Source organism: Paenibacillus sp. FSL H8-0317 (assembly GCF_045040685.1).
Classification (GTDB): domain Bacteria; phylum Bacillota; class Bacilli; order Paenibacillales; family Paenibacillaceae; genus Paenibacillus.
The window spans coordinates 3108536-3129411 of sequence record NZ_CP150294.1; the positions used below are offsets into that span (position 1 = coordinate 3108536).

General features: G+C 44.7%; 20 protein-coding genes. 15 read left to right on the forward strand and 5 right to left on the reverse strand.

Going from position 1 to position 20876, the window contains the following annotated elements; all coding sequences use genetic code 11:
• Positions 1-65: 65 nt before the first annotated feature.
• The 5 genes from MHB43_RS14085 to MHB43_RS14105 all read left to right on the forward strand — a co-directional run bounded on the left by MHB43_RS14085 (position 66) and on the right by MHB43_RS14105 (position 5430).
• Positions 66-1511 carry a 4-hydroxyphenylacetate 3-hydroxylase family protein gene (locus MHB43_RS14085; protein ID WP_405132170.1) on the forward strand — a complete coding sequence of 482 codons (1446 nt, stop codon included), beginning with the start codon at positions 66-68 and terminating at the stop codon, positions 1509-1511.
• Between the two features lie 234 nt (positions 1512-1745).
• A complete protein-coding gene (locus MHB43_RS14090; protein ID WP_405132171.1) occupies positions 1746-2453 on the forward strand; it encodes a response regulator transcription factor in 708 nt (235 codons plus the stop codon).
• Positions 2431-3888 (forward strand): ATP-binding protein, encoded by a 1458-nt coding sequence (locus MHB43_RS14095; protein ID WP_353883749.1) that lies wholly within the window; start codon positions 2431-2433, stop codon positions 3886-3888. The genes MHB43_RS14090 and MHB43_RS14095 overlap by 23 nt, the downstream gene beginning before the upstream one ends.
• A gap of 35 nt (positions 3889-3923) precedes the next feature.
• Complete coding sequence (locus MHB43_RS14100) at positions 3924-5003, forward strand: AI-2E family transporter (protein ID WP_221819581.1); 1080 nt, start codon at positions 3924-3926, stop codon at positions 5001-5003.
• 28 nt (positions 5004-5031) lie between these two features.
• Positions 5032-5430, forward strand: coding sequence for an Asp23/Gls24 family envelope stress response protein (locus MHB43_RS14105; RefSeq protein ID WP_221819580.1), 399 nt, complete (start codon positions 5032-5034; stop codon positions 5428-5430).
• Between the two features lie 69 nt (positions 5431-5499).
• Here MHB43_RS14105 and MHB43_RS14110 read toward each other — a convergent pair whose 3' ends face one another.
• On the reverse strand, positions 5500-6345 hold the full coding sequence (locus MHB43_RS14110; protein ID WP_221819579.1) for an AraC family transcriptional regulator: 846 nt from the start codon (positions 6343-6345) through the stop codon (positions 5500-5502).
• Positions 6346-6546: 201 nt separating this feature from the next.
• On the opposite strand from MHB43_RS14110, the gene MHB43_RS14115 reads away from it, so the two are divergent.
• From MHB43_RS14115 to MHB43_RS14125, 3 genes are all read left to right on the forward strand, one after another.
• The gene (locus MHB43_RS14115; RefSeq protein ID WP_221819578.1) at positions 6547-7551 is read left to right on the forward strand and encodes an aldo/keto reductase; all 1005 of its coding nucleotides are present in this window, start codon (positions 6547-6549) and stop codon (positions 7549-7551) included.
• A gap of 267 nt (positions 7552-7818) precedes the next feature.
• A complete protein-coding gene (mbcS, locus tag MHB43_RS14120) occupies positions 7819-9411 on the forward strand; it encodes an acyl-CoA synthetase MbcS (protein ID WP_405132172.1) in 1593 nt (530 codons plus the stop codon).
• Positions 9412-9654: 243 nt separating this feature from the next.
• Complete coding sequence (locus MHB43_RS14125) at positions 9655-10899, forward strand: aminopeptidase (protein ID WP_221819576.1); 1245 nt, start codon at positions 9655-9657, stop codon at positions 10897-10899.
• 319 nt (positions 10900-11218) lie between these two features.
• Here the strand turns inward: MHB43_RS14125 and MHB43_RS14130 are convergent, their stop codons facing one another.
• Positions 11219-11677, reverse strand: a complete 459-nt coding sequence (locus MHB43_RS14130; RefSeq protein ID WP_221819575.1) for a GyrI-like domain-containing protein — start codon at positions 11675-11677, stop codon at positions 11219-11221.
• A gap of 166 nt (positions 11678-11843) precedes the next feature.
• Between MHB43_RS14130 and MHB43_RS14135 the strand changes: the two genes are divergently transcribed.
• Positions 11844-13004, forward strand: coding sequence for a leucine-rich repeat domain-containing protein (locus MHB43_RS14135; protein WP_221819574.1), 1161 nt, complete (start codon positions 11844-11846; stop codon positions 13002-13004).
• A 231-nt stretch (positions 13005-13235) separates the two neighbouring features.
• Here MHB43_RS14135 and MHB43_RS14140 read toward each other — a convergent pair whose 3' ends face one another.
• Entirely contained in the window at positions 13236-13868 is a 633-nt protein-coding gene (locus MHB43_RS14140; RefSeq protein ID WP_076214767.1) for a nitroreductase family protein, read from the reverse strand.
• 130 nt (positions 13869-13998) lie between these two features.
• Here MHB43_RS14140 and MHB43_RS14145 point away from each other — a divergent pair, with 130 nt between their 5' ends.
• The gene (locus MHB43_RS14145; protein ID WP_260632639.1) at positions 13999-14238 is read left to right on the forward strand and encodes a hypothetical protein; all 240 of its coding nucleotides are present in this window, start codon (positions 13999-14001) and stop codon (positions 14236-14238) included.
• A gap of 134 nt (positions 14239-14372) precedes the next feature.
• Here the strand turns inward: MHB43_RS14145 and MHB43_RS14150 are convergent, their stop codons facing one another.
• Together MHB43_RS14150 and MHB43_RS14155 are read right to left on the reverse strand one after the other, a co-directional pair.
• Positions 14373-15146: a M15 family metallopeptidase gene (locus tag MHB43_RS14150; RefSeq protein ID WP_339308123.1), complete on the reverse strand. Its 774-nt coding sequence runs from the start codon at positions 15144-15146 to the stop codon at positions 14373-14375.
• Positions 15147-15608: 462 nt separating this feature from the next.
• A complete protein-coding gene (locus MHB43_RS14155; protein ID WP_221819572.1) occupies positions 15609-15971 on the reverse strand; it encodes an iron-sulfur cluster biosynthesis family protein in 363 nt (120 codons plus the stop codon).
• Between the two features lie 167 nt (positions 15972-16138).
• Here MHB43_RS14155 and MHB43_RS14160 point away from each other — a divergent pair, with 167 nt between their 5' ends.
• From MHB43_RS14160 to opuFB, 5 genes are all read left to right on the forward strand, one after another.
• On the forward strand, positions 16139-16723 hold the full coding sequence (locus MHB43_RS14160; protein ID WP_339308126.1) for a TetR/AcrR family transcriptional regulator: 585 nt from the start codon (positions 16139-16141) through the stop codon (positions 16721-16723).
• Between the two features lie 130 nt (positions 16724-16853).
• Positions 16854-17300 carry a nuclear transport factor 2 family protein gene (locus MHB43_RS14165; RefSeq protein ID WP_405132173.1) on the forward strand — a complete coding sequence of 149 codons (447 nt, stop codon included), beginning with the start codon at positions 16854-16856 and terminating at the stop codon, positions 17298-17300.
• The gene (locus MHB43_RS14170) at positions 17290-18150 is read left to right on the forward strand and encodes an ergot alkaloid biosynthesis protein (protein WP_339308130.1); all 861 of its coding nucleotides are present in this window, start codon (positions 17290-17292) and stop codon (positions 18148-18150) included. Before MHB43_RS14165 ends, MHB43_RS14170 begins: the two co-directional genes overlap by 11 nt.
• A gap of 222 nt (positions 18151-18372) precedes the next feature.
• On the forward strand, positions 18373-19347 hold the full coding sequence (locus MHB43_RS14175; protein ID WP_339308132.1) for an ABC transporter ATP-binding protein: 975 nt from the start codon (positions 18373-18375) through the stop codon (positions 19345-19347).
• Positions 19340-20854 carry an osmoprotectant update ABC transporter permease/substrate-binding subunit OpuFB gene (gene opuFB, locus MHB43_RS14180; RefSeq protein ID WP_339308134.1) on the forward strand — a complete coding sequence of 505 codons (1515 nt, stop codon included), beginning with the start codon at positions 19340-19342 and terminating at the stop codon, positions 20852-20854. Before MHB43_RS14175 ends, opuFB begins: the two co-directional genes overlap by 8 nt.
• Positions 20855-20876 lie beyond the last annotated feature (22 nt).

A 20876-nucleotide genomic window follows, 5' to 3' on the forward strand; every position in this document is an offset into this window, starting at 1 on the left:
TCTCAAGCAGTTAGAGGATGGAGTTACAGAAATGTCAGGCCGGTGCCTGAGAGGGAGGACATATCATGAGTATCACGATGTCTCGTGGACAAGCTTACATTCAACGGCTGAATGATGAGCGGAATGTATGGCTGGACGGAGAGCGTATCCAGGTAACTGGGCATCAGGCCTTTCAGGGAACACTTCAAACCATAGAAGGATTGTTCAATCTGGTGGATGACCCGGTGACAAGGGAAACCGTGGCCTATTGGGACGAACAGACGGGAAGTTACGTGCATTGCTCTTTTCTTGTGCCTCGTTCACTTCCTGACGTAAACAGCAGGGCGGATGCTTTTCGGCTGTGGGCCGATCGGACGTATGGGGTGATGAGCCGATTGTCTGATTATGCCCGATCCAGGCTGACCGGTTGGTATGCAACACGACATGAAATGACATCACATGACCCGGCATTTGCAGACAAAATATCGGATTATTTTGCACAAGCCAAACGAAAAGATGTATTCCTGACCATTGTCCAGCGGGACCCACAGATTAATCGTTCCTTGCCTGTTGGAGGAGATGAGGATGCCATGCTGCGAATTGTCAAAAGGAATACAGAGGGCGTTGTGATCCGCGGGGCCAAAATGGTGGCAACAGCTGCGCCTTATGCCGATGATATCATTGCTTATCCCGTTCAACGAATTCCAGGCCACCTGCCAGAGCTGGCCCATATGGTAATTGTAGCCGCGGACAGTCCGGGCTTGCACATGATGTGTCGTGAATCTTTTGCCACAAAAGATACAGATAAATCACATCCACTCAGTGCGCAGTATGATGAGATGGATGCTGTATTATTTTTTGATGATGTATTTGTACCCTGGGAACGTGTATTACTGCACAATAACCCTGAAGCCGTATGGCAGATTCGCTGCAATACAGCTTCGGCCAGTCTGGCCTACCATCAGAGTGTCATTCGATTACACTCGAAACTGGAGTTTATTACAGCCGTGACCTCATCCATTGCCAAGGAGATTGGGGTGGACTCTTTCCTAAATGTGCAGGAACAACTTGGAGAGCTGATCAGTCAGATGCAGACTATCGAGGGACTGATTATTGCTGCTGAAGCACAGTCCAAGCCGGACGCATTTGGCAACTGGTTGCCGGAATTCAAATATATTGAAACCGCACGTAATCTGGGCAATCGCTATTATCCCCGCGCGGTGGAGATTTTGAAGACCATTGCTGCGGGTGGTCTGATTCAGATTCCGTCAGGTACGTTTGAGATGAATGAAATGATGGGTTCCATGATAGGCAAATATCTTGGTGGAGTAACGTTACAAGCCCCGGAGAAGATTCGACTCTTTCAACTCGCATGGGAGCTGACCGGAAGTCCACTCGGAGCAAGGCATGATCTATATGAACGTTTCTACGCGGGTGATCCTGTGCGCAATCGGGCGAACCAATATGTGCAGTATGACAAGGAACGTTTATTCGGAAAAGTGGAGCCGTGGCTACGTTCGCTTAAGGACTGATCTGATGGTCTAATAAAATGGTCCGAATGAAGAATGGAAAGCTTGAATGAAGAACGGAAAAGCTTGAATGTAGGCTGAAAACAGCCCTATTTTAGTTAATGCCTTGGCCTGAGCCAGGGCTCTATTTCTATTTATTTAGATTATCTTTAGAAATGATTTAGGTTGAATTAAGAGACGTAGTATATAGTAATAATGTAGAGATAGGCATAGAGTATAGGAAATGAGAGGAATAACATGAGATACACCGTATTAATTGCAGATGACGAACCAGAGATTGTTGAACTGCTTCAACTATATCTGGAGAAGGACTATACCATTAAAACTGCGGTGAATGGAGCCGAGGCGTTACAAACCATACGTTCAACACAGATCGATCTGGTCATACTGGACATCATGATGCCTGTAATGGGTGGATTGCAGTTGATCAAACAGATCAGAGCCACATATCACATGCCTGTACTGTTCCTGTCCGCTAAAAGTCAGGATCACGATAAAATCCTTGGACTCGGACTTGGGGCAGACGATTATATAGCGAAGCCGTTCAACCCGCTTGAGATTGTCGCCAGAGTAGAGGCGTTGCTCAGAAGAGTTAATCAATTTGATGCAGCGGAGATCCCCGCAGCGAAAGAACAGAATCTGGTATTAGGTGATCTGACGCTGGATCGATCCCAATGTATCCTTTTTCGTTCAGGAAATCCTGTAACATTAACCTCTACAGAGTATAAAATTATGGAATTGTTGCTCGATCAACCTGGCCGAGTGTTCACCCGTAAAAAAATATACGAAGCGGTCTGGGGCGATTATTATGCGCACGAGGACAGCACGATTATGGTACATATCAGCAACATACGGGAGAAGATCGAACGTGACTCCAGACAACCGGAATATCTCAAAACGATAAGGGGACTGGGATACAAAATTGAAGCGCCCATGGAAAGCTAGAGAAAAGCGACTGTTGCAGACATCCCTGACACTGGACTTCTTGCTGTTCAACTTCTTTTTGCTGTTACTGGTATTGATTGTGTACCTTATGGTTTCACTGGATGTCGTGGATTTTCGCATTTCGGATCAGGTGGTTGATCCGGATCTGAATGTTGAAGCCCACGTGTATGTGGCAGAGCTGGAGAACGAATTTTACTCCGGTGGAGGTTCGGTGTCGAAAGGCAAAGACACAGAGATTCAACGTCTCAAGGACAGCGGTGGCTGGATTGAAATTCTGGATGCGAATCGCAATGTCATTCATCATGTGGGAGACAAGCAAGATGCGTTCACGCAATACAGTGAAGCCGATCTGTATGATGGACTGGAAAATCGGAGTGACCAGGAATACTATTATTCGATCACTCCTCTCTCGACAGAAGGAGCGGCAGCGTATGTATTGCTCAAAATTCCGCGTGATCTGGTCAGCGTGCGAATTAATGATAATCAGTTGATTACCAATCTGAAACATCCATTATCCTTTTACATTATGATTGGCATCGGTTTGGTTTTATTATTGATCTTTGTCTATAGCTATTGGGTCGCACGGAGAATCAAAAAACCACTCAGCATCCTCTCCTCGGGTCTTACGCAGATGATACAAGGAAATTATAGTACACGAATGTCGATCTCAGCCGAGAGGGAATTTGTCCAGATAGGTGAGACCTTCAACTACATGGCGGATGTCATTGAGAACACCTCTGCGGAGAAGCGTTACGCCGAAGAGAGCAAGCAGCGACTGATTGTAGATTTATCACATGATCTGAAGACACCGATAACATCCATACAGGGATATGCGCAGGCATTGGTGGAAGGACGTGGGGAGGACAAGGACAGGCAGCAAAGATATCTGGGATACATCTATAACAAGTCTGTTCAAGTTGCACGCATGATACAGAATATGCTGGAGCTGCTCAAGGTTGATTCGCCCGATTTTCGCATGCATATTCAGAGAAGAGAGATTGGAGAATTCCTGCGCGAGATTATGGCAGATACCTATGGGGAGATTGAACAGAAACAGTTTGTCCTTCATGTACTTGTTCCTGATGAGGTGATCTACGCGAGGTATGATCCGGAGCTGTTATCCAGAGTCATCCAGAATCTGATTACCAATGCTCTGTCTTATAATCCAATCGGGACCGAACTGCGCGTCGAACTCATTCCGCTTCATACCCATGTGGTGATAGAGGTGGCAGATAACGGAGTGGGCATACCACAAGAACTGTGGTCAACGATCTTTGACCCGTTTGTACGAGGGGATGAGGCGCGGACAGCGACCGGAGGCACCGGACTTGGATTGTCCATCGCACGACGTAATACGGAGAAAATGGGCGGACGGCTGATCCTTTCCCGGCGTGGGCGAGAGACCACTGTGTTTACCATTGAGATTCCAAATTAAATAAGAGAAGAAATGTCCATGTGGAGGGAAATATTTTGTTCAAAGTAAATACGTTTGTCCGGTTCAGTATTGCACTGGCGCTGATATTGGTTAATATCTATTTATTATCACGTGTGAGCTTCATCTTTCAGCCACTCGTCACCATGATCACGGTCATTACCGTGCCGATGATGTTGTCGGTGTTCTTTTATTATCTGCTTCGACCGCTTGTGAATTATATGGAGAAAAAGAAAATAAATCGCACGCTAAGTATTTTGCTAATCTATCTGGTTATTGCTATTCTGGGAGTGTTCTTCATCATTGGGTTATGGCCATCGTTACGTGAGCAACTGATCAACCTGGTTGATAACGCGCCGAATCTGATCAATTCATTAAGTGAACAGCTGAGAGAGCTGGAGCAGAATGGTGCCATTCAGGCCTTGTTCCCTGAGGGCTCGACACCTTTCTCCCAGATCACGGAGTATATCAACAAAGGATTTAACTTTGTGACCAACTACGTAAGTGGATTTTTCTCACTCGTTTCCAGTTTTGCGATCATCTTGTTTACACTACCGATCCTTTTGTTCTATATGCTGTTACAAGGCGAGAAATTTGGACGTAAATTGGCACATATCGCTCCAAAACGTTTCCAAAATGACAGCCGTGAAGTCGTAATTGAGATTGATCAGGCGCTGAGTGGTTTTATTGTGGGAAGAGTTTTGGTCAATCTGGCACTGGGTGTACTGATGTATATCGGTTTCCTCATCATTGGACTGCCGTACGCATTACTGCTCACGGTGATCGCGGTTATTATGAACTTTGTTCCGTTTATCGGAGCGATTGTGTCGTCCGTGCCTATTGTGATCATGGGTCTAGTGGTCTCACCATCGGTTGCCATCTGGTCCCTGATTATTATTCTTGTCGCTCAGCAGATTCAGGACAACCTGGTTGCACCGTACGTATTCGGCAAAAAGCTCGATATTCACCCGCTCACGACCATCATTTTGGTATTAGGTGCAGGGGACTTGGGTGGAATTATTGCCATCCTGATTATTATCCCGGTTTATATGATCGTTAAAATTCTTTTGGTTCGAATCTATAACATGTTCTTCAAGGACAAATGGCAGAATGCATAGAATTTAATTATTCGAAGGAGTGGAGCACATGTCTGAAATTATCGAAAAACAATACAACGAACCTGAATATATCGCACCTCAATCTGTTCAAATGGGTACCATTCACATCTCGAACGATGTGTTATCCAAGATCGTGGGGATGGCCGCTCAATCAACGGCTGGCGTATCCTCCATGTCCGTTGGACTGACTGAAGGGATTGCCAAGAGTATCAGCGGCAAGAGTCTGCAAAAAGGGATTGACGTACACGTCAAAGACGATCAGGCAACCATCCAGCTGCGAATTAATATTCAATATGGCAACAAGATGCACGAGGTTTGCCGTGAACTTCAACATAATGTTCAACAGGCTGTAGAACAATTAGCCGGCGTCATGGTCAATGAAATCAAAGTACAAGTTGTTGGCATATCCATGCCGGAGATGGTATAAACAAATGAAAAGAATGTAAGGAATCACGACTGTAAGGATAAACGATTGGCACAAACAGCACCTTCCCAATTAACAACTTAACTGGGAGGGTGTTGTTTTATGTTTGCGATAATAGGTGGGCGCTTCGCCCATCACTTTTTTGAACATTTTGGAGAAAAGCAATTGATCCGTATAGCCCACAGAACGGGCAATATCACCAATGGTCAGACCGGGATCAAGCGTTAGTTCGGCTGCCCTGCGCATCCGATAATGGACCAGATAAGACTGAATACTGCTTCCCATCTGGTCCTTGAACAGAGAGCACAGATAACTGCGCTGCAAACCGACATGGGCCGCGATGGACTGAACGGTAATGGCATTGGCATAGTTCATTTCAATGAAGTCCATTACCTGCGTTACATACGTTTCCTTCGAATAATCCTGCATGGGTTGAAGATGCTCTGAATTAGCCTGATCAATCAAAATAGAGAAGAATTGATACAGCAAACCAGTCATGCTAATCTCCCAGCCTTTGTGGGTATTGCGGGAATTGATCATTCGGTGCAGGCAGGATCGCATCTCGTCATCCTCATTACCCAACTCAAAAATCGGGTGATGCTCGGACAGACATGCTTGCTGTAAAAAGGAAGAACTATTGCTGCCTTGAAAAGCAACCCAGCTGTATTCCCATGGATCATCCTGATCTGCTTCGTAATGCACGACGGAATGCGGAACGATCAGAAATCCTTGTCCTTTGTGCAGGGTATACGTTTTGCCACCAACTTCGAAGGTGCCTTTGCCATTCAAAATATAATGAATTTTATAATAGTCTCGCATGGCAGGGCCAAAGTGGTGACCTGGTGTACAGGCTTCCGTGCCATAATGAAGGAGCTGAAGCTCCTGAAAATGATTGTTTTTGAACATATACGTAATCAAGGGTATTCACTCCTGTACGATTTCGTCTCATCTTGCATTTTAACATACTACATATCTGAAAATATTAAGAATATAACAATAGTATATATAGATAACAATCATTTTTCCATATGATTATAGCGAAATGCCATATCGTTTATCCAGGAAAATGTCTAAGATGAAAAGGAATTCAACAAACCTTACAGGAAAGTGAGAATAACGATGCCCTATACTGCGAGCGAACAACGATATGATGAGATGAAATATGTGCGTTCAGGCAAATCCGGAATCAGACTGCCGCAAATTGCGCTGGGTTTATGGCAGAACTTTGGTGGCAACCGTACATTGGATATTCAGGAAGAGATGATTTTGCGTGCCTTCGATCTCGGAATTAACCATTTCGATCTGGCGAATAACTATGGTCCACCTCCAGGATCAGCCGAAGAGAACTTTGGTGTGATTTACAAAAAACATCTGCGTCCTTATCGGGATGAACTGCTTATCTCGTCGAAGGCAGGCTATCACATGTGGAGTGGACCTTACGGCGAGTGGGGCTCCCGCAAAAACCTGATTGCCAGTCTGGATCAAAGTCTTGGTCGGATGGGACTGGATTATGTGGACATTTTCTATCATCACCGTCCAGATCCGGACACGCCATTGGAAGAAACGATGACGGCGCTGGATCACATCGTGCGGCAGGGTAAAGCACTGTATGTGGGCTTGTCCAATTATAATGCAGAACAGACGCAAGAAGCGGTAACCATTCTCCGTCGTCTGGGTACGCCATGTCTGGTTCATCAGCCAAACTACTCGATGCTCAATCGTTGGATTGAAGACAGTTTGCAGGACGTACTGGATGAGCAGGGCGTAGGTTCAATTGCATTCTGTCCGCTCGGCCGCGGTCAGCTGACGAATAAATATGTTGACAAGATCAAGGCAGAACGAGCCAATCCAACAGGCAATTTGAAAAAAGAAGCATACACAGACGAACGGATTGCCAAGTTCGATGCGCTTCAGGCAGTTGCCGAGCGAAGAGGGCAGACGATCTCCCAACTGGCTCTGAACTGGATTTTGCGTGGTAACCGTGTAACTTCTGCATTGATTGGTGCAAGCCGTGTGTCCCAGATTGAAGAAAATGTAGCTGCGCTCAGCGCACCTGACCTGACAACGGAAGAGTTGAATGAGATCGAAAGCATTTTGGACGGAATGGGTAATTATCCGTGGTAACATACACAGTATAGCTGTTGTGAAAATTGTAGTTAGGTAAAATTAATGTAATATAAATGAAGAAATGAAATGGCGCCTACCTGATCAATCAGGAAGGCGCCATTTTGTATATGTCATTTTCTTTATAGGATAAGATCTATTATAATAGTTCATTAATTGACCTATGTTTATTTTTTCAGAATGAACCTAGTTCATAGCACCTGGTCCTAGGATTTAGGGTATAATATATAGAAGCTATACAATTGAACTACGAAGGAGAGGCTCCATTTGAACTTTGAACAGTGGATTTCGCCTGAAAGCTATAACCTGACATCCGAGATGGAGAATCATCCATCAGACCGGATTGCACTTAGATGGCTCAGCGATCAACGAGAATTGGAAGAGATCACGTATGGTGATTTATTCAAGCAGGCGAATCGTCTTGCTGGAGGATTGCGTGAACTTGGACTAGAGAAGGGTGATCGGGTGTTGGTCATGGTACCACGCCGTATTATTGCCTATGTCATTTATATCGCTTGTCTGAAACTGGGGATTGCCGTTATTCCTTCCTCCGAGATGTTACGGGCAAAAGATCTGGAATATCGTCTGCGTCACTCTGAGGCGCGGGCTGTTATTGTATGGTCCGAGACGACCTCAGAAGTAGAAAAAATGGACGCGGATCTGCCGTCACTGGCACATCGCATCGTGGCATCACCGAATGGAGAAGTTAGCGTACCTGCTGAAGGTTGGGTCAATGTGCATCAGTTAATGCAGAATCAACCCGATGAGATGGCTGCGGTGGAAACACACCGTGATGATACGGCTATCCTTGCTTATACTTCGGGTACAACAGGTAATCCCAAAGGAGTTGTACATAGCCACGGTTGGGGATATGCCCACCTGCGGATTGCTTCTTCATTATGGCTGGATATTCAACCTTCAGATACCGTATGGGCAACGGCTGCACCTGGCTGGCAAAAATGGATCTGGAGCCCGTTCCTGTCGGTACTCGGAAGAGGCGCGACTGGCTTGGTCTACAATGGATCATTCCAGCCCAAGCGTTACCTGGAACTGATGCAGGAACATCAGATTAATGTCCTTTGCTGTACCCCAACGGAATATCGGTTGATGGCCAAAGCCGATGATCTTGGACATTATGACCTGTCTCATCTGCGCAGTGCAGTTTCAGCAGGTGAACCGCTCAACCAGGAAGTTATTGAAATCTTCCAGCGTCACTTCGACCTGACCATTCGGGATGGATATGGACAGACTGAGAGCACGTTGTTAATCGGCAGTCTCAAAGATGCGCCTGTACGTATTGGCTCGATGGGTCAGTCGATTACACCTGGGTTGATTGAAATCATCGATGAAGAGGGACAACCTGTGCCTGCGGGTGAAGTTGGAGATATCGCGGTACACAAACAGATGCCAGCTTTGTTCCGGTCCTATTATCAGGATGAGGGACGGAAGGAAGCGAGTCAGCGTGGCGATTATTTTGTAACAGGGGACCGTGCACGCAAAGACGAAGAAGGTTACTTCTGGTTTGAAGGGCGCAGTGACGATATTATCATCAGTTCGGGTTACACGATTGGACCATTCGAAGTGGAAGAAGCACTCATGAAACACGCCAGCGTGAAGGAATGCGCGGTGGTTGCAAGTCCGGATGAGATCCGCGGCAATATTGTTAAAGCATTTGTTGTACTGCGAGATGATTCACTGGCTTCACCAGAACTGATGCGTGAATTGCAACACCACGTCAAAGAAATTACAGCACCTTATAAATATCCACGTAAGATCGAGTTTGTTACGGATCTGCCGAAGACCAACTCCGGGAAAATCCGCCGGATCGAGTTACGTGAACAAGAAAAACGTAATGGTTAAATCGTTTTGTATAAATGAAATTTTAGATATTAAGCCTGCGTAATGAAAGAGAAGGAATCGATTCTGCAGAAGCGATAGCGGTCGTATTTGTCTCCAAATTTTAACCTTTGAAAATACGATGAAGAAAATTTGGAGACAACGACGATCTAAAGAACGATCCTTCGCTGTAACGGCCACTCAACAGATCCGAAGTCAATTTCCAAACCGATGCCATTAATATATTAAAATGGAGTGAATACAACTATGAGTCAATTTGAACAAACCTTTGAAAAGTCATTGGAACAATACGCAGAACTTGTTGTTAAAGTTGGCGTGAATATTCAAAAAGGACAGGATCTGCTCGTTACTGCACCGATCGAAACGCTTGAATTTACACGTCTGATTGTGCAAAAAGCCTATGCGGCTGGTGCAAACTATGTACAGGTGGACTTTGATGACGACAACATTACCCGCAGTCGTTTTGAACATGGTTCCAATGACAGCTTCGACTATTATCCAGCCTGGAAAGCGGATATGATGGAGAATTTTGCAGCAGCAGGCGGCGCTACCCTGACGATCAAAGTTCCAGATCCTGAACTGTATAACGGAATTGACTCCGATAGCGTTTCCCGTGCTACCAAGGCAGCTGCACACGCACGTCGCGGATATGCCAAATACACACGCAACCATGAAATTAGCTGGTGTCTGATCAAGGCCCCGACCAAGGCTTGGGCGAACAAAGTATTTGCCGACATCCCGGAAGAAGACCGAATCAACGTGATGTGGGAAACCATCTTTAAAATGAACCGTGTAGATGGCGGAGACGCTGTACAAAATTGGAGAGAGCACCTGAATACCTTGACTGCAATGGGAGACTTGTTGAACAAAAAGAACTATAAGAGCCTGCACTACCGTGCGCCAGGTACAGACTTGAACATTGAATTGGTCCACAACCACATCTGGGGTGGCGGTGGTAGCGAAAATAAACAAGGTGTATACACGGTCGCCAATATGCCGACTGAAGAAGTATTCACCATGCCTAAGCGCAGCGGAGTGAATGGGTATGTTAGCAGCACCATGCCTTTGAACCTGAACGGGCAACTGGTAGACCAGATGAGAATCACATTCAAGGATGGACAGGTTGTAGCGTTTACGGCAGCATCTGGTGAAGAGCATCTGAAGAACCTGTTTGCTACTGATGAAGGTGCACGTTATCTGGGTGAGGTCGCACTCGTACCACATGACTCTCCGATCTCCAATCTGAATCGCATTTTCTACAATACGGGTATTGATGAGAATGCATCTTGCCACTTGGCTGTGGGAAGTGCGTATCCATTCAACATGAAAGATGGCACAACCATGTCGAACGAAGAGTTGCTGAAGCATGAGTGCAATGTGAGCTTGACTCACGTTGATTTCATGATCGGTTCCGCTGAACTGGATATCGATGGTGAGTTACAGGATGGTACAATCGAGCCGGTATTCCGTAAAGGCAACTGGGCATTTTAATTTCTAATCTAGTTATATAAGTTGAACTAAAGATTATTTACACTGACACTACGATGACAGAATAACCTTCCAATCGCTGTTATCCCCAGAATTTTTTTGATTCCCTTTTCCGAAGGGGAAAATCCGGGGATAGCGTATGCTTCCGATGCAGCTTTCTTTCAGAAAGCTTTTAGGCGAACGCTTCGCTTTTTCAGGTTTTTTCTGTCCTCTCCGTTATCGTGTAAATGATTAGTTCAACTTAAATAGTAGCAGTAATATTACTGAACGAAAAAAGTGACTTCAACTTGAAGTCACTTTTTTCGTTTCCTCGTAACATGGGTTACACAGGTTTCACAGGCACACATATCTCGCAATAATGCTGATTGAGCAGTTCCCAACGATATCGTTCTATAACCGGCTTGTTGTCCATCCGATAACCACTTGTTTGTAAATGAGGGATGATCACATTCCATGCATGCTGAATATCTTCTGCGGTGTGCTTCACCTTACAGATGAGATAATCTCCGCCTGATAACTCGCCAATCTCAACAAACTCATCTTCCAGACGTTCAGATTCAGTGATGACAATACAGGCATCATATCTACATTTCTCGGGCGGTGTGGTAGTTGGGTCATCTTGGGGTATACCCAGTAATGTTGCTGATTCATGAAGCAATTGATTTTTGTCCGCCCATTGTTTCAGCGTATTCATCGCTTGAGCATTGGTTGGACCGTAAGGACCAACTTGTCGAACATAGGCGATACGATATGACGGGAGGTTTTCGATAACCATTTCCATGAAAATCTTCCTCTCTGTATGGTTTTCTCTTACATGTTGGATGCTAACATGGTATAAAAGAATTTGCTTAGGAAATTGTTGAATCCCGGCGACGAAACTCATAGAATAGTGATAATATGTTGGAAGACTGTTCCAATAGAGCAAAACGAGAGGGGAGGCGTTAGACATGGATATTACTTATGCCTTCACGGATGAACGTTTCAGGCAAGTTGTGTTGGAACGTTTTTGTGATCAGCGGGATTTCATTCAGGAGAGTGACGTTTGTGAGGTTGAGATATTGCAACTTTCCAATCACAATATTAGCAATCTTGATGGAATTGAATATTTCAGGGATCTTCAAGAGTTGGATTGTGCCTATAATCAATTGACAAGTGTGGATTTAGCTCAGAATCACAAGCTGAGAATATTACGTTGCAGAGAGAATCAACTTCTTACACTGGACCTCAGTCTCCATTCGGAATTGCAGGTGCTGGACTGCAGCTTTAATCGACTTCGAAAATTAGACCTTTCTCATAATTCCAAACTTATAACGGTGGAGTGTCATTGGAATATGTTGTCGAAGCTGGCTTCGGAGCCCCTTGAGCAGTTGGAGGAACTTAGTTGCAGTTATAACGCTCTTTTCTCACTTGAACTTGAACACAATAAGCAACTGCGGCGACTTGATTGCGCCAACAATTACATGTTGGAACTTGATGTAACAAGTTGTCCAAACTTGATTGAACTTCGTTGTAACCACAACCATATCAAACAGTTGGATTTTCGTTCAAATATGGTTTTAGAGAGTGTCCGTTGTTTTAACAACCATATTAGCAAGCTGAATATTCGCCATAACATGCAACTAAAAGAGTTGTACTGTTCCGAGAACAAATTAACTGAGTTGGATTATAGCGCTAATCCCAAGCTGGAAAGACTGCAGTATGCAGATAATCTAATGTTTGAATCCAATCATGAAGTTCCGGGTATGGGGTTGTTTCAGTATGACGTCTCGATGTCCAACTATCAGATGCGCTTACTTACTCAGGATAAAGAACTGGTAGTCACTGCACAGGTTTCAACCAAGACAGAGATGGAAATATTGTCCCTATATATGGAAGAGACGTGGAAACGGTGGGACATGCTAGGTGAGCAGGCACTTAAAACCATTGCCGAGGCTCATCCGGACGAAGATATCAATGCATTGATTTTGGCTGATGCAGAATTTCAGGGAGATCAATATTTCCGATTGGGTTATGATGCGGGGGATACACCTGCTGGTCGACTGTACATATATGCGGAGTTTGACGATGAATTTCACATGTTGGATACGTTGATCTATGAAACGTATTAAAGCCACGAGATCGTGGCTTTTTTGCTGTGTTGAACTAAAGATTATTTACACTGACACTACGATGACAGAACAACCTTCCAATCGCTGTTATCCCCAGATTTTAATTCCATTCCTTTTCTAAAGGGGAAAATCCGGGGATAAAGGCGCACGCTTCGCTTTTTCAGGTTTTTTCTGTCCTCTCCGTTATAGTGTAAATGTTAGTTCAACTTATATAATTTGTTATATTATATGTTATTCAGCGTGCATTTTGTTGAAGCTAACATATTCGTTAATCGGTTTACGGTAACCGCGTGGGCGCTGTTTGGCTTCCGACTTTTTGCCGATGGTGATCAGCATAACCGGTACGTAATGGTTAGGGATTTCCAGACTCCGTTGCAGTTCTTCCGAGTCAAAGCCAATCATTGGACAAGTGTCCCATCCGCGATCCTGAGCGATCAGCATCAATTGCATGGCAGACAGGCTGGCATTGCGAATCGCATCCTCACGTTGGAAGAATCTGCCGCGAGATTCGTAAAATTCGGTGACACTTTGGGATTCCTGCTCGTATTGGAACGGAGTAAGAGCGCCTAGGTTCAGCAGGCCTTCGTTAATCGTGCGGATATGGTGATGAGCGTTGACGTCGCCCAGTACCACGATGACCGCAGAAGCTGTTTTTACCTTATATTGCTGGGAAGCTTCATAGACTTTCTCTTTCTGTTCCTCGTCTTTAATCACAAGATAGTGCGTGTGTTGCAGATTAAAGGCAGATGGTGCAAATTTGTTCAGGGCAAACATTTCTTGCAGTTCCGAATCCGAAATTTCAATTCCTTCTTCAAAAATAACGGCCGATCTACGGTTTTTGACCAGATTCTCCAACTCACTCATGGTAGTTTCCCTCGCTTATGTATGATTTATAAACTGACTATAACACACTTAGTTACTTTATGTAAGTATTATTTTAGAATAAGACAAGGATTGTCTGCCATACGCTAAAATAAAACACTAGAGGTGATTCATGAAAGCATTGATCGCAAGGTATATGGGAGGACATGACCCTCATGAATTTCGGGTATATGTAATCCAATCTTCGACGTTAAAACGTTTTGTAGTAGTGGAGATTATTCTAGGCCCCATCGTGTACAATGTCGCACTTTATTTGTGCCAAAATGCAATACTGGCTGGAGTAGGCTCTTGGGCTGGAACAGAAGGTCTGAAGAGACTGCCACTGGTCTTCAGAAAAATCGTTGGGACATGATGAAGTGTGTAAATGAAAAATTGAAGCAGAAGAGGGCCAGTTGCGGCCCCATCTTCTCCTTCAGTCATGTTATCTATAGTCACGCTTCTTTTATCTAATCCAATAACTGTTTAGGCTTTGGGCTCAAACCTGCCTTATTTGGCACGTTCCAAATACTGCTCCAGCGTAAGTTTCTGGTTGGTAATCTCACCAGCAATATACACCCCTACATAACGTACATGCCATGGCTCATAGGAGTAACCAGTCAATTTCTCCTGATCTTTGCCATAACGGATGATGAAACCGTACTTGTGGGCATTGGCTTTCAGCCATTTGCCTTCTTTGGTGTTGCCAAAGCTTTGCTGAAGATCATAACCAGCCGAAGCGCTGGAGATATCCATAGCTAGACCAGTCTGATGTTCGCTTTGTCCTGGCCGAGCACTTGTTTTATTGGCAACAGCTTCACCTTTGATACTGGCATTACGGTCAAAGATCGATTTCTGGGTCGCATAAGAACGATAGCCAGACACCGCTTTGATATCAATGCCTTCTTTTTTGGCAGCGGCAAATAGTTTCTCTAGCGCTGTTGCAGCCACTTTACGCATTTGTTTCTTCGGACTGGAGCCTGAGAAGCTAAAAGGAATATTAGGCACAACCAAATCTTGAGGTGTATAAGTTGAAGGCAGATTTCTCTTTTTATTGACAAGTACAACTGTACTGGACACATTGGTCACAGTTGCCACATTTTTAATCGTTTTGATCGTACGACCAGGTGCATTGTCATGCAGAAATTGAGTGAAGCTAGAGCTTGCCGCAGACGCGATGGGATTCAGGCTTGAAGTGATGGGAAACGTAGTAAAAGCAGAACCTGCTACAACAGAGCCTACGAGAATTGTAGATATGATGGATTTACGAGTGAAAGATTTCATGATGTGTGTTCCTCCTCGGAATATATGAATCTATATACCGAGTATACTAGAGGATTATATCCATAGGTTCTCCAATTGTTTCCGAGTTGTAAACAAAGTTTGCTATAAAATCTAACTAGAGGATATTTACCTTGCCACTTCGATGACAGAACAACCTTCCGATCGCTGTTATCCCCTGATTTTTTTGATTCAATTTTATAATGGTGAAAATCTTGTGATAGCGTATGCTTCCGATGCAGCTTTCTTACAGAAAGCTTTTAGGCGAACGCTTCGCTTCTTCAGGTTCTTTCTGTCCTCTCCGTTTCGTGTAAATGTTTAGTTTATCTTTTATAGAGTCTTTTTTGCAACTCTGATAGAGGCATATAAGGAAAAGAACGTTAAAAAAGCCGTTGCATTAGATGCAACGGCTTTTGATGTGAAGAGAGATAATACTAGATTACTTCAAGTATGCTGGAAACTGTGTTACAACATGCAAGCATCGGATCCACCGGAGTTTCCCGCAGTTACTGCACGGGTATCACGAACGCGAACGTTGGCGCTGAGCACACCAGAATCACTGCTTAATTTGAAAGAAGGATAATTCTCTTCTGTATCCAGCTTCATGTGTTGTTCTAGGTTTAGCTGCTGCTTCGGGTCAACATAGAACGGAACCAGATTGGTTTCAATCTGCGCGTCGAGAGCCGCAAGTTCATCAACAATGATAATAGCGATAACTCCGTTACATCCGCAACCTTCCAGGTCATAGATCACTTTGAAATATCCAAGTTGGTCATTCAGGCTTTCCGTCAATCGTTTTGCAGCCAAATCTGTAATTTGAATATACATATAGGTACACTCCTTTATATGTGGTCATGGTTGTAAGTGGTAAAAGAATTCATTCAGCTTCTATTCCCATTATACCACTTTGGCAAAAATCAAAGCATTTATTTTCTTGACTGATCAGTCTGGAAAAGGTATTCTTTAGTTAATGAATAGGGAGGTGAGGTCTGAAATTGGGAAGAGCCAAGGAGTTTGACACGGAGACCGTTCTAAGAAAAGCAACGTCTGTATTTGGAGCGTACGGTTATGAAGGTACATCTTTGAGCTTACTGCTGAGTGAACTTGGTATTGCGAGGCAAAGCCTGTATGACACCTACGGAACTAAACATGATTTATTTGTCTCTGCTCTTAAATTCTATATTCAGCAGAAGACAGAGGCGGGGATCAGAATATTAAACGAATGCACAAGTGTGAGGCAAGGCGTGACGGAGTTGTTCAACGAAGCGGTTAACGTGTTGACAGACAACGAACGTCGTAATGAATGTTTCATCATTAATAGCGCGGTTGAACAGGCACCACAAAATCACGAAATCGCAGCCTTTATTCAAACCACTAACCAACAAATGGAAGATGTTTTTCATAGTGCACTGTTACGAGGCCAAAGGAGTGGCGAATTGAAGCACACAGAGGAAGACTTGCCCGGACTTGCCCGTTTTCTAAATTATTCCCGACTCTCATTGACCTTTACGGCGAAGAGTGGTGCAAGTGCAGAAGCGCTGCGGGATTTTGTACAGATGACCCTAAGGGCTATGGATTAACGTTTTACATGATATGAGTAAGAATTCTTTACGTTTTTTTGAAAATGAACGCTTAGGGCGTTTATTTTTTGAATATTATAGACCGATTGGTCTGGAAAAAGCGCCGAACAAACAGAAGGAGGAAATAAGGATGACACAATCTCAGCAGTTGGAAGCGGGCAATAGTACACCGTATCGGATCATGCAAGGATTTACTCAATTGCTACTGGAGGGAAAACTAGAACAATGGTTGGAGCTATATACATCTGAAGCTATCTTCGAATTCCCATACGCACCAGCAGGATACCCTCAGATACTGGAAGGCAAAGCCGCAATTAAGAATCATCTTCATAATCTGCTGGGGATGATTGAAATTCAGCAGTTTTCTGAACCGGTGATCTTGGCTGATTCCACGAAACAACAGTTTGTGGCTGAATTTACTTGTAAAGGGCGTTCATTAGTTACAGGCAAGCCATACAACCAAACGTACATCTCTGTAGTGAGCCACTCTAATGGAAAAATTACACATTATAAAGACTATTGGAATCCGATGGTCGTACTCGAATCGGACTTAGGAGGAAACAAGCATGATCAATGATAAACCGTTGACACTTATTACGGGAGCTAATGGAAAAACAGGAAGCCGTGTTGCGGCCATACTTCAAAAGCATCAATATCCGGTGCGTTTGGCAGGAAGAACGAAAACATCTCTTTCTGGTTCTGCCGATAATTATGTCTATTTTGATTGGTATGATTCCGAGACATATGCGCCGGCGCTGAAAAATGTGAACCAGGTGTATCTTGTTGTGCCAGTCATGGACATGACCCCAGAAGACGTCATGATTCCGTTCATCAAGGAAGCATTGTGGAACGGCGTTAAGCGATTTGTCTTGCTTGGCAGTGCTTCAATTGATGAGGATGGTCCTATTTTTGGCAAAGTACATCAATATTTAAAAGCCCATGCTCCTGAGTGGGCTGTATTGCAGCCTTCCTATTTTATGGAGAACTTTACGGAGGGGCCACATCGGGAGACGACGAAACAACTTGGGAAAATATACAGTGCTACGGGTGACGGGAAAATTGGATTTGTTAGTGCAGATGATATCGCAGCGGTGGCCTTCCATGCTCTGACAGATGTTGTCCCTCATAATACGGAGCATATCATTACAGGGCCAGAGACGTTGTCCTATGGACAGGTTGCAGACGTCTTGAGCCGTGTACTGGGTCAGTCCATTCAGCATGAATCTTTGTCCGATAATGAATTGAGGAACAGCATGATTCGCGCAGGAATGTCAGAAGAATACGCTGCTGCCCTCGCAGGACTGGATGTGCCTATCCGGGAGGAGGGGAGAGAAGATCAAAGGACGGATACGGTGAAAAAATTAACGGGGAATAACCCGATTTCATTCGAGCAATTTATTCTAAATCATATGGAAGTATGGGAATAATGGAAGAAATATTTTCATATTCAATGAGAAGACGGTGCCTAGTGCCCGTCTTTTTGCATGTCTGCCAGCATGTTGACATCGTTGATTCGAATATGGATCTCTCTCTAACCTGGGTCACTACGGAAAGCAGTGATTATACGAACTCACTTTTGGGGAAATAGATGAGAATGAATGTTAGGGCGTGTCTGAGACACGCCCTAGATAAAGGGGCGAAGAGAGCGAATGATTCAGTTCGAAAATGTATCGAAACAATATCCTGATGGAACAACGGCTTTGCGTCAGGTTAACCTCAACATTAACAAGGGAGAACTGTTTGTCATGATTGGTCCGAGTGGATGTGGCAAAACCACCATGCTCAAAATGATCAATCGCCTGATTGAGCGAACAGATGGAACCGTGCGCATTAATGAACGCCCAATCGATGAATACAACATTCACGAATTGCGCTGGAATATCGGATATGTGCTGCAACAGATTGCACTATTCCCGCATATGACCATTGCCGAAAATATTGCAGTTGTTCCTGAACTGCGAAAATGGAAGTCAGATCAAATCAAGGAGCGTGTACATACGTTACTGGACATGGTGGGTTTGCACGGAGATACGTACAGTGAGCGTAAACCGTCCGAGTTATCCGGAGGACAACAGCAGAGAATTGGTGTATTGCGTGCACTCGCTGCCGATCCCGAGATAGTTTTGATGGATGAACCGTTCAGTGCACTCGACCCAATGAGCCGCGAGAAATTGCAGGACGATATTCTGGATATCCAGCGTCAGATGAAAAAAACAATTGTGTTTGTCACCCATGATATTCAGGAAGCGATGAAGCTGGGGGATCGCATCTGCATTATGAAGGATGGACAGGTTTTGCAGGTAGGCACCCCGGAAGAACTGATCCGACAGCCAGCTAATGATTTCGTACGTGAATTTGTTGGAAGTGCTAACACCGATACAAGTTCACAATCTGATTTTGATCTCGAATCCATCATGTCACCACTCTCACCGGGTCATGTGCCTAAATCAGCCAAAACTGCCGTTCCTGTATCCATTACGTTGATGGAGTTAGTTGATATCATGGCTTCCCATGACCATCTGCTGGTTGAACGTAACCGCCAGGTTATTGGTGAGATCAGTCGAGTTGATCTGATGAAATACTGGTCTGGTCAGTTACAGGAACGAGGTGAAGGACATGAATAGATTCTCGGAGGTGTTCAGTGAGCGCAAAGGTCAGTTGTTGTCTGCTCTGCTGGAACATATTCAGATCTCATTTATCGCCTTGTTCTTTGCTGTCCTCATCGCTATTCCGCTTGGTATTTACTTGACACGCAAGCCAAAAGTCGCTGAACCGATTATTGGGGTTACGGCTGTGTTGCAGACGATACCTTCCTTGGCGCTTCTCGGATTGCTCATCCCGTTATTCGGCATAGGAACACTTCCTGCAATTATTGCATTGGTGGTGTATGCGCTGCTTCCTGTACTTCGCAACACGTACACAGGCATATCCGAAGTTGATCCTTCCATGGTGGAAGCAGCGAATGCGATGGGCATGAATAGTTGGCAACGTCTAATCAAAGTGGAACTGCCACTGGCGATGCCTGTCATTATGGCCGGAATTCGGACCGCTATGGTGCTTATTGTAGGAACGGCGACGCTTGCTGCCTTGATCGGCGCAGGAGGTTTGGGTGCATTAATTTTGCTGGGCATTGATCGGAACGATACGGCACTGATCATCCTTGGAGCCATTCCGGCCGCCTTGCTGGCGATTTTGTTTGATGTACTATTGCGTCAGTTCCAACGATTATCCTTTAAGAAAACACTGGTTACCCTTGGTTCGCTGGCAATAATCGCGATACTTGTGATTACCATTCCCTTCGTGGCACGTGGTGGACAGAAGGATCTCGTCATTTCCGGAAAATTGGGGGCGGAACCCGAAATTCTCATTAATATGTACAAATTGCTAATTGAAAAAGATACAGACCTGACCGTTGAACTAAAACCCGGATTAGGCAAAACGCCATTCCTTTTCAATGCACTCAAGTCAGGTGATGTTGACATCTATCCCGAATTCACCGGGACAGCGATCTCCGAATTCATGAAGGAAACAGCAGTCAGCACCGATCGGACAGAGGTGTACGAACAGGCAAGAGATGGAATGCTGAGCCAGTTCAACATGGTGCTTCTGAACCCTATGGATTACAACAATACGTATACGTTGGCTGTTCCAAAGAGCATCGCAGATCAATACAATCTCAAGACCATTTCGGATCTCAAACCGGTTGAGCAGCAGATCAAAGCAGGATTCACACTTGAATTCTCGGATCGGGAAGACGGATACCTTGGCATACAGAAAAAGTATGGGATTGAATTCCCGAACGTTGCAACAATGGAACCCAAGCTTCGTTATGGTGCTCTTCAGCGCGGAGATATCAATCTCGTTGATGCTTACTCCACAGACAGTGAGTTGAGACAGTATGAACTCGTTGTGCTGGAGGATGATCAGGAGTTATTCCCACCGTATCAAGGTGCGCCGATGCTTCGTCAAGAAACGGCAGATCAATATCCACAATTGGTTGAGGTGCTGAATCAGCTTGCTGGAAAAATTACGGATGATGAGATGCGTCAGATGAACTATGACGTGAACGTAGAGGGCGAGAATCCTGAACAGGTTGCAGCAGAATACCTTAAACAGGCCGGATTGTTGTAACTTCAGGCATCCCTGCAATAGA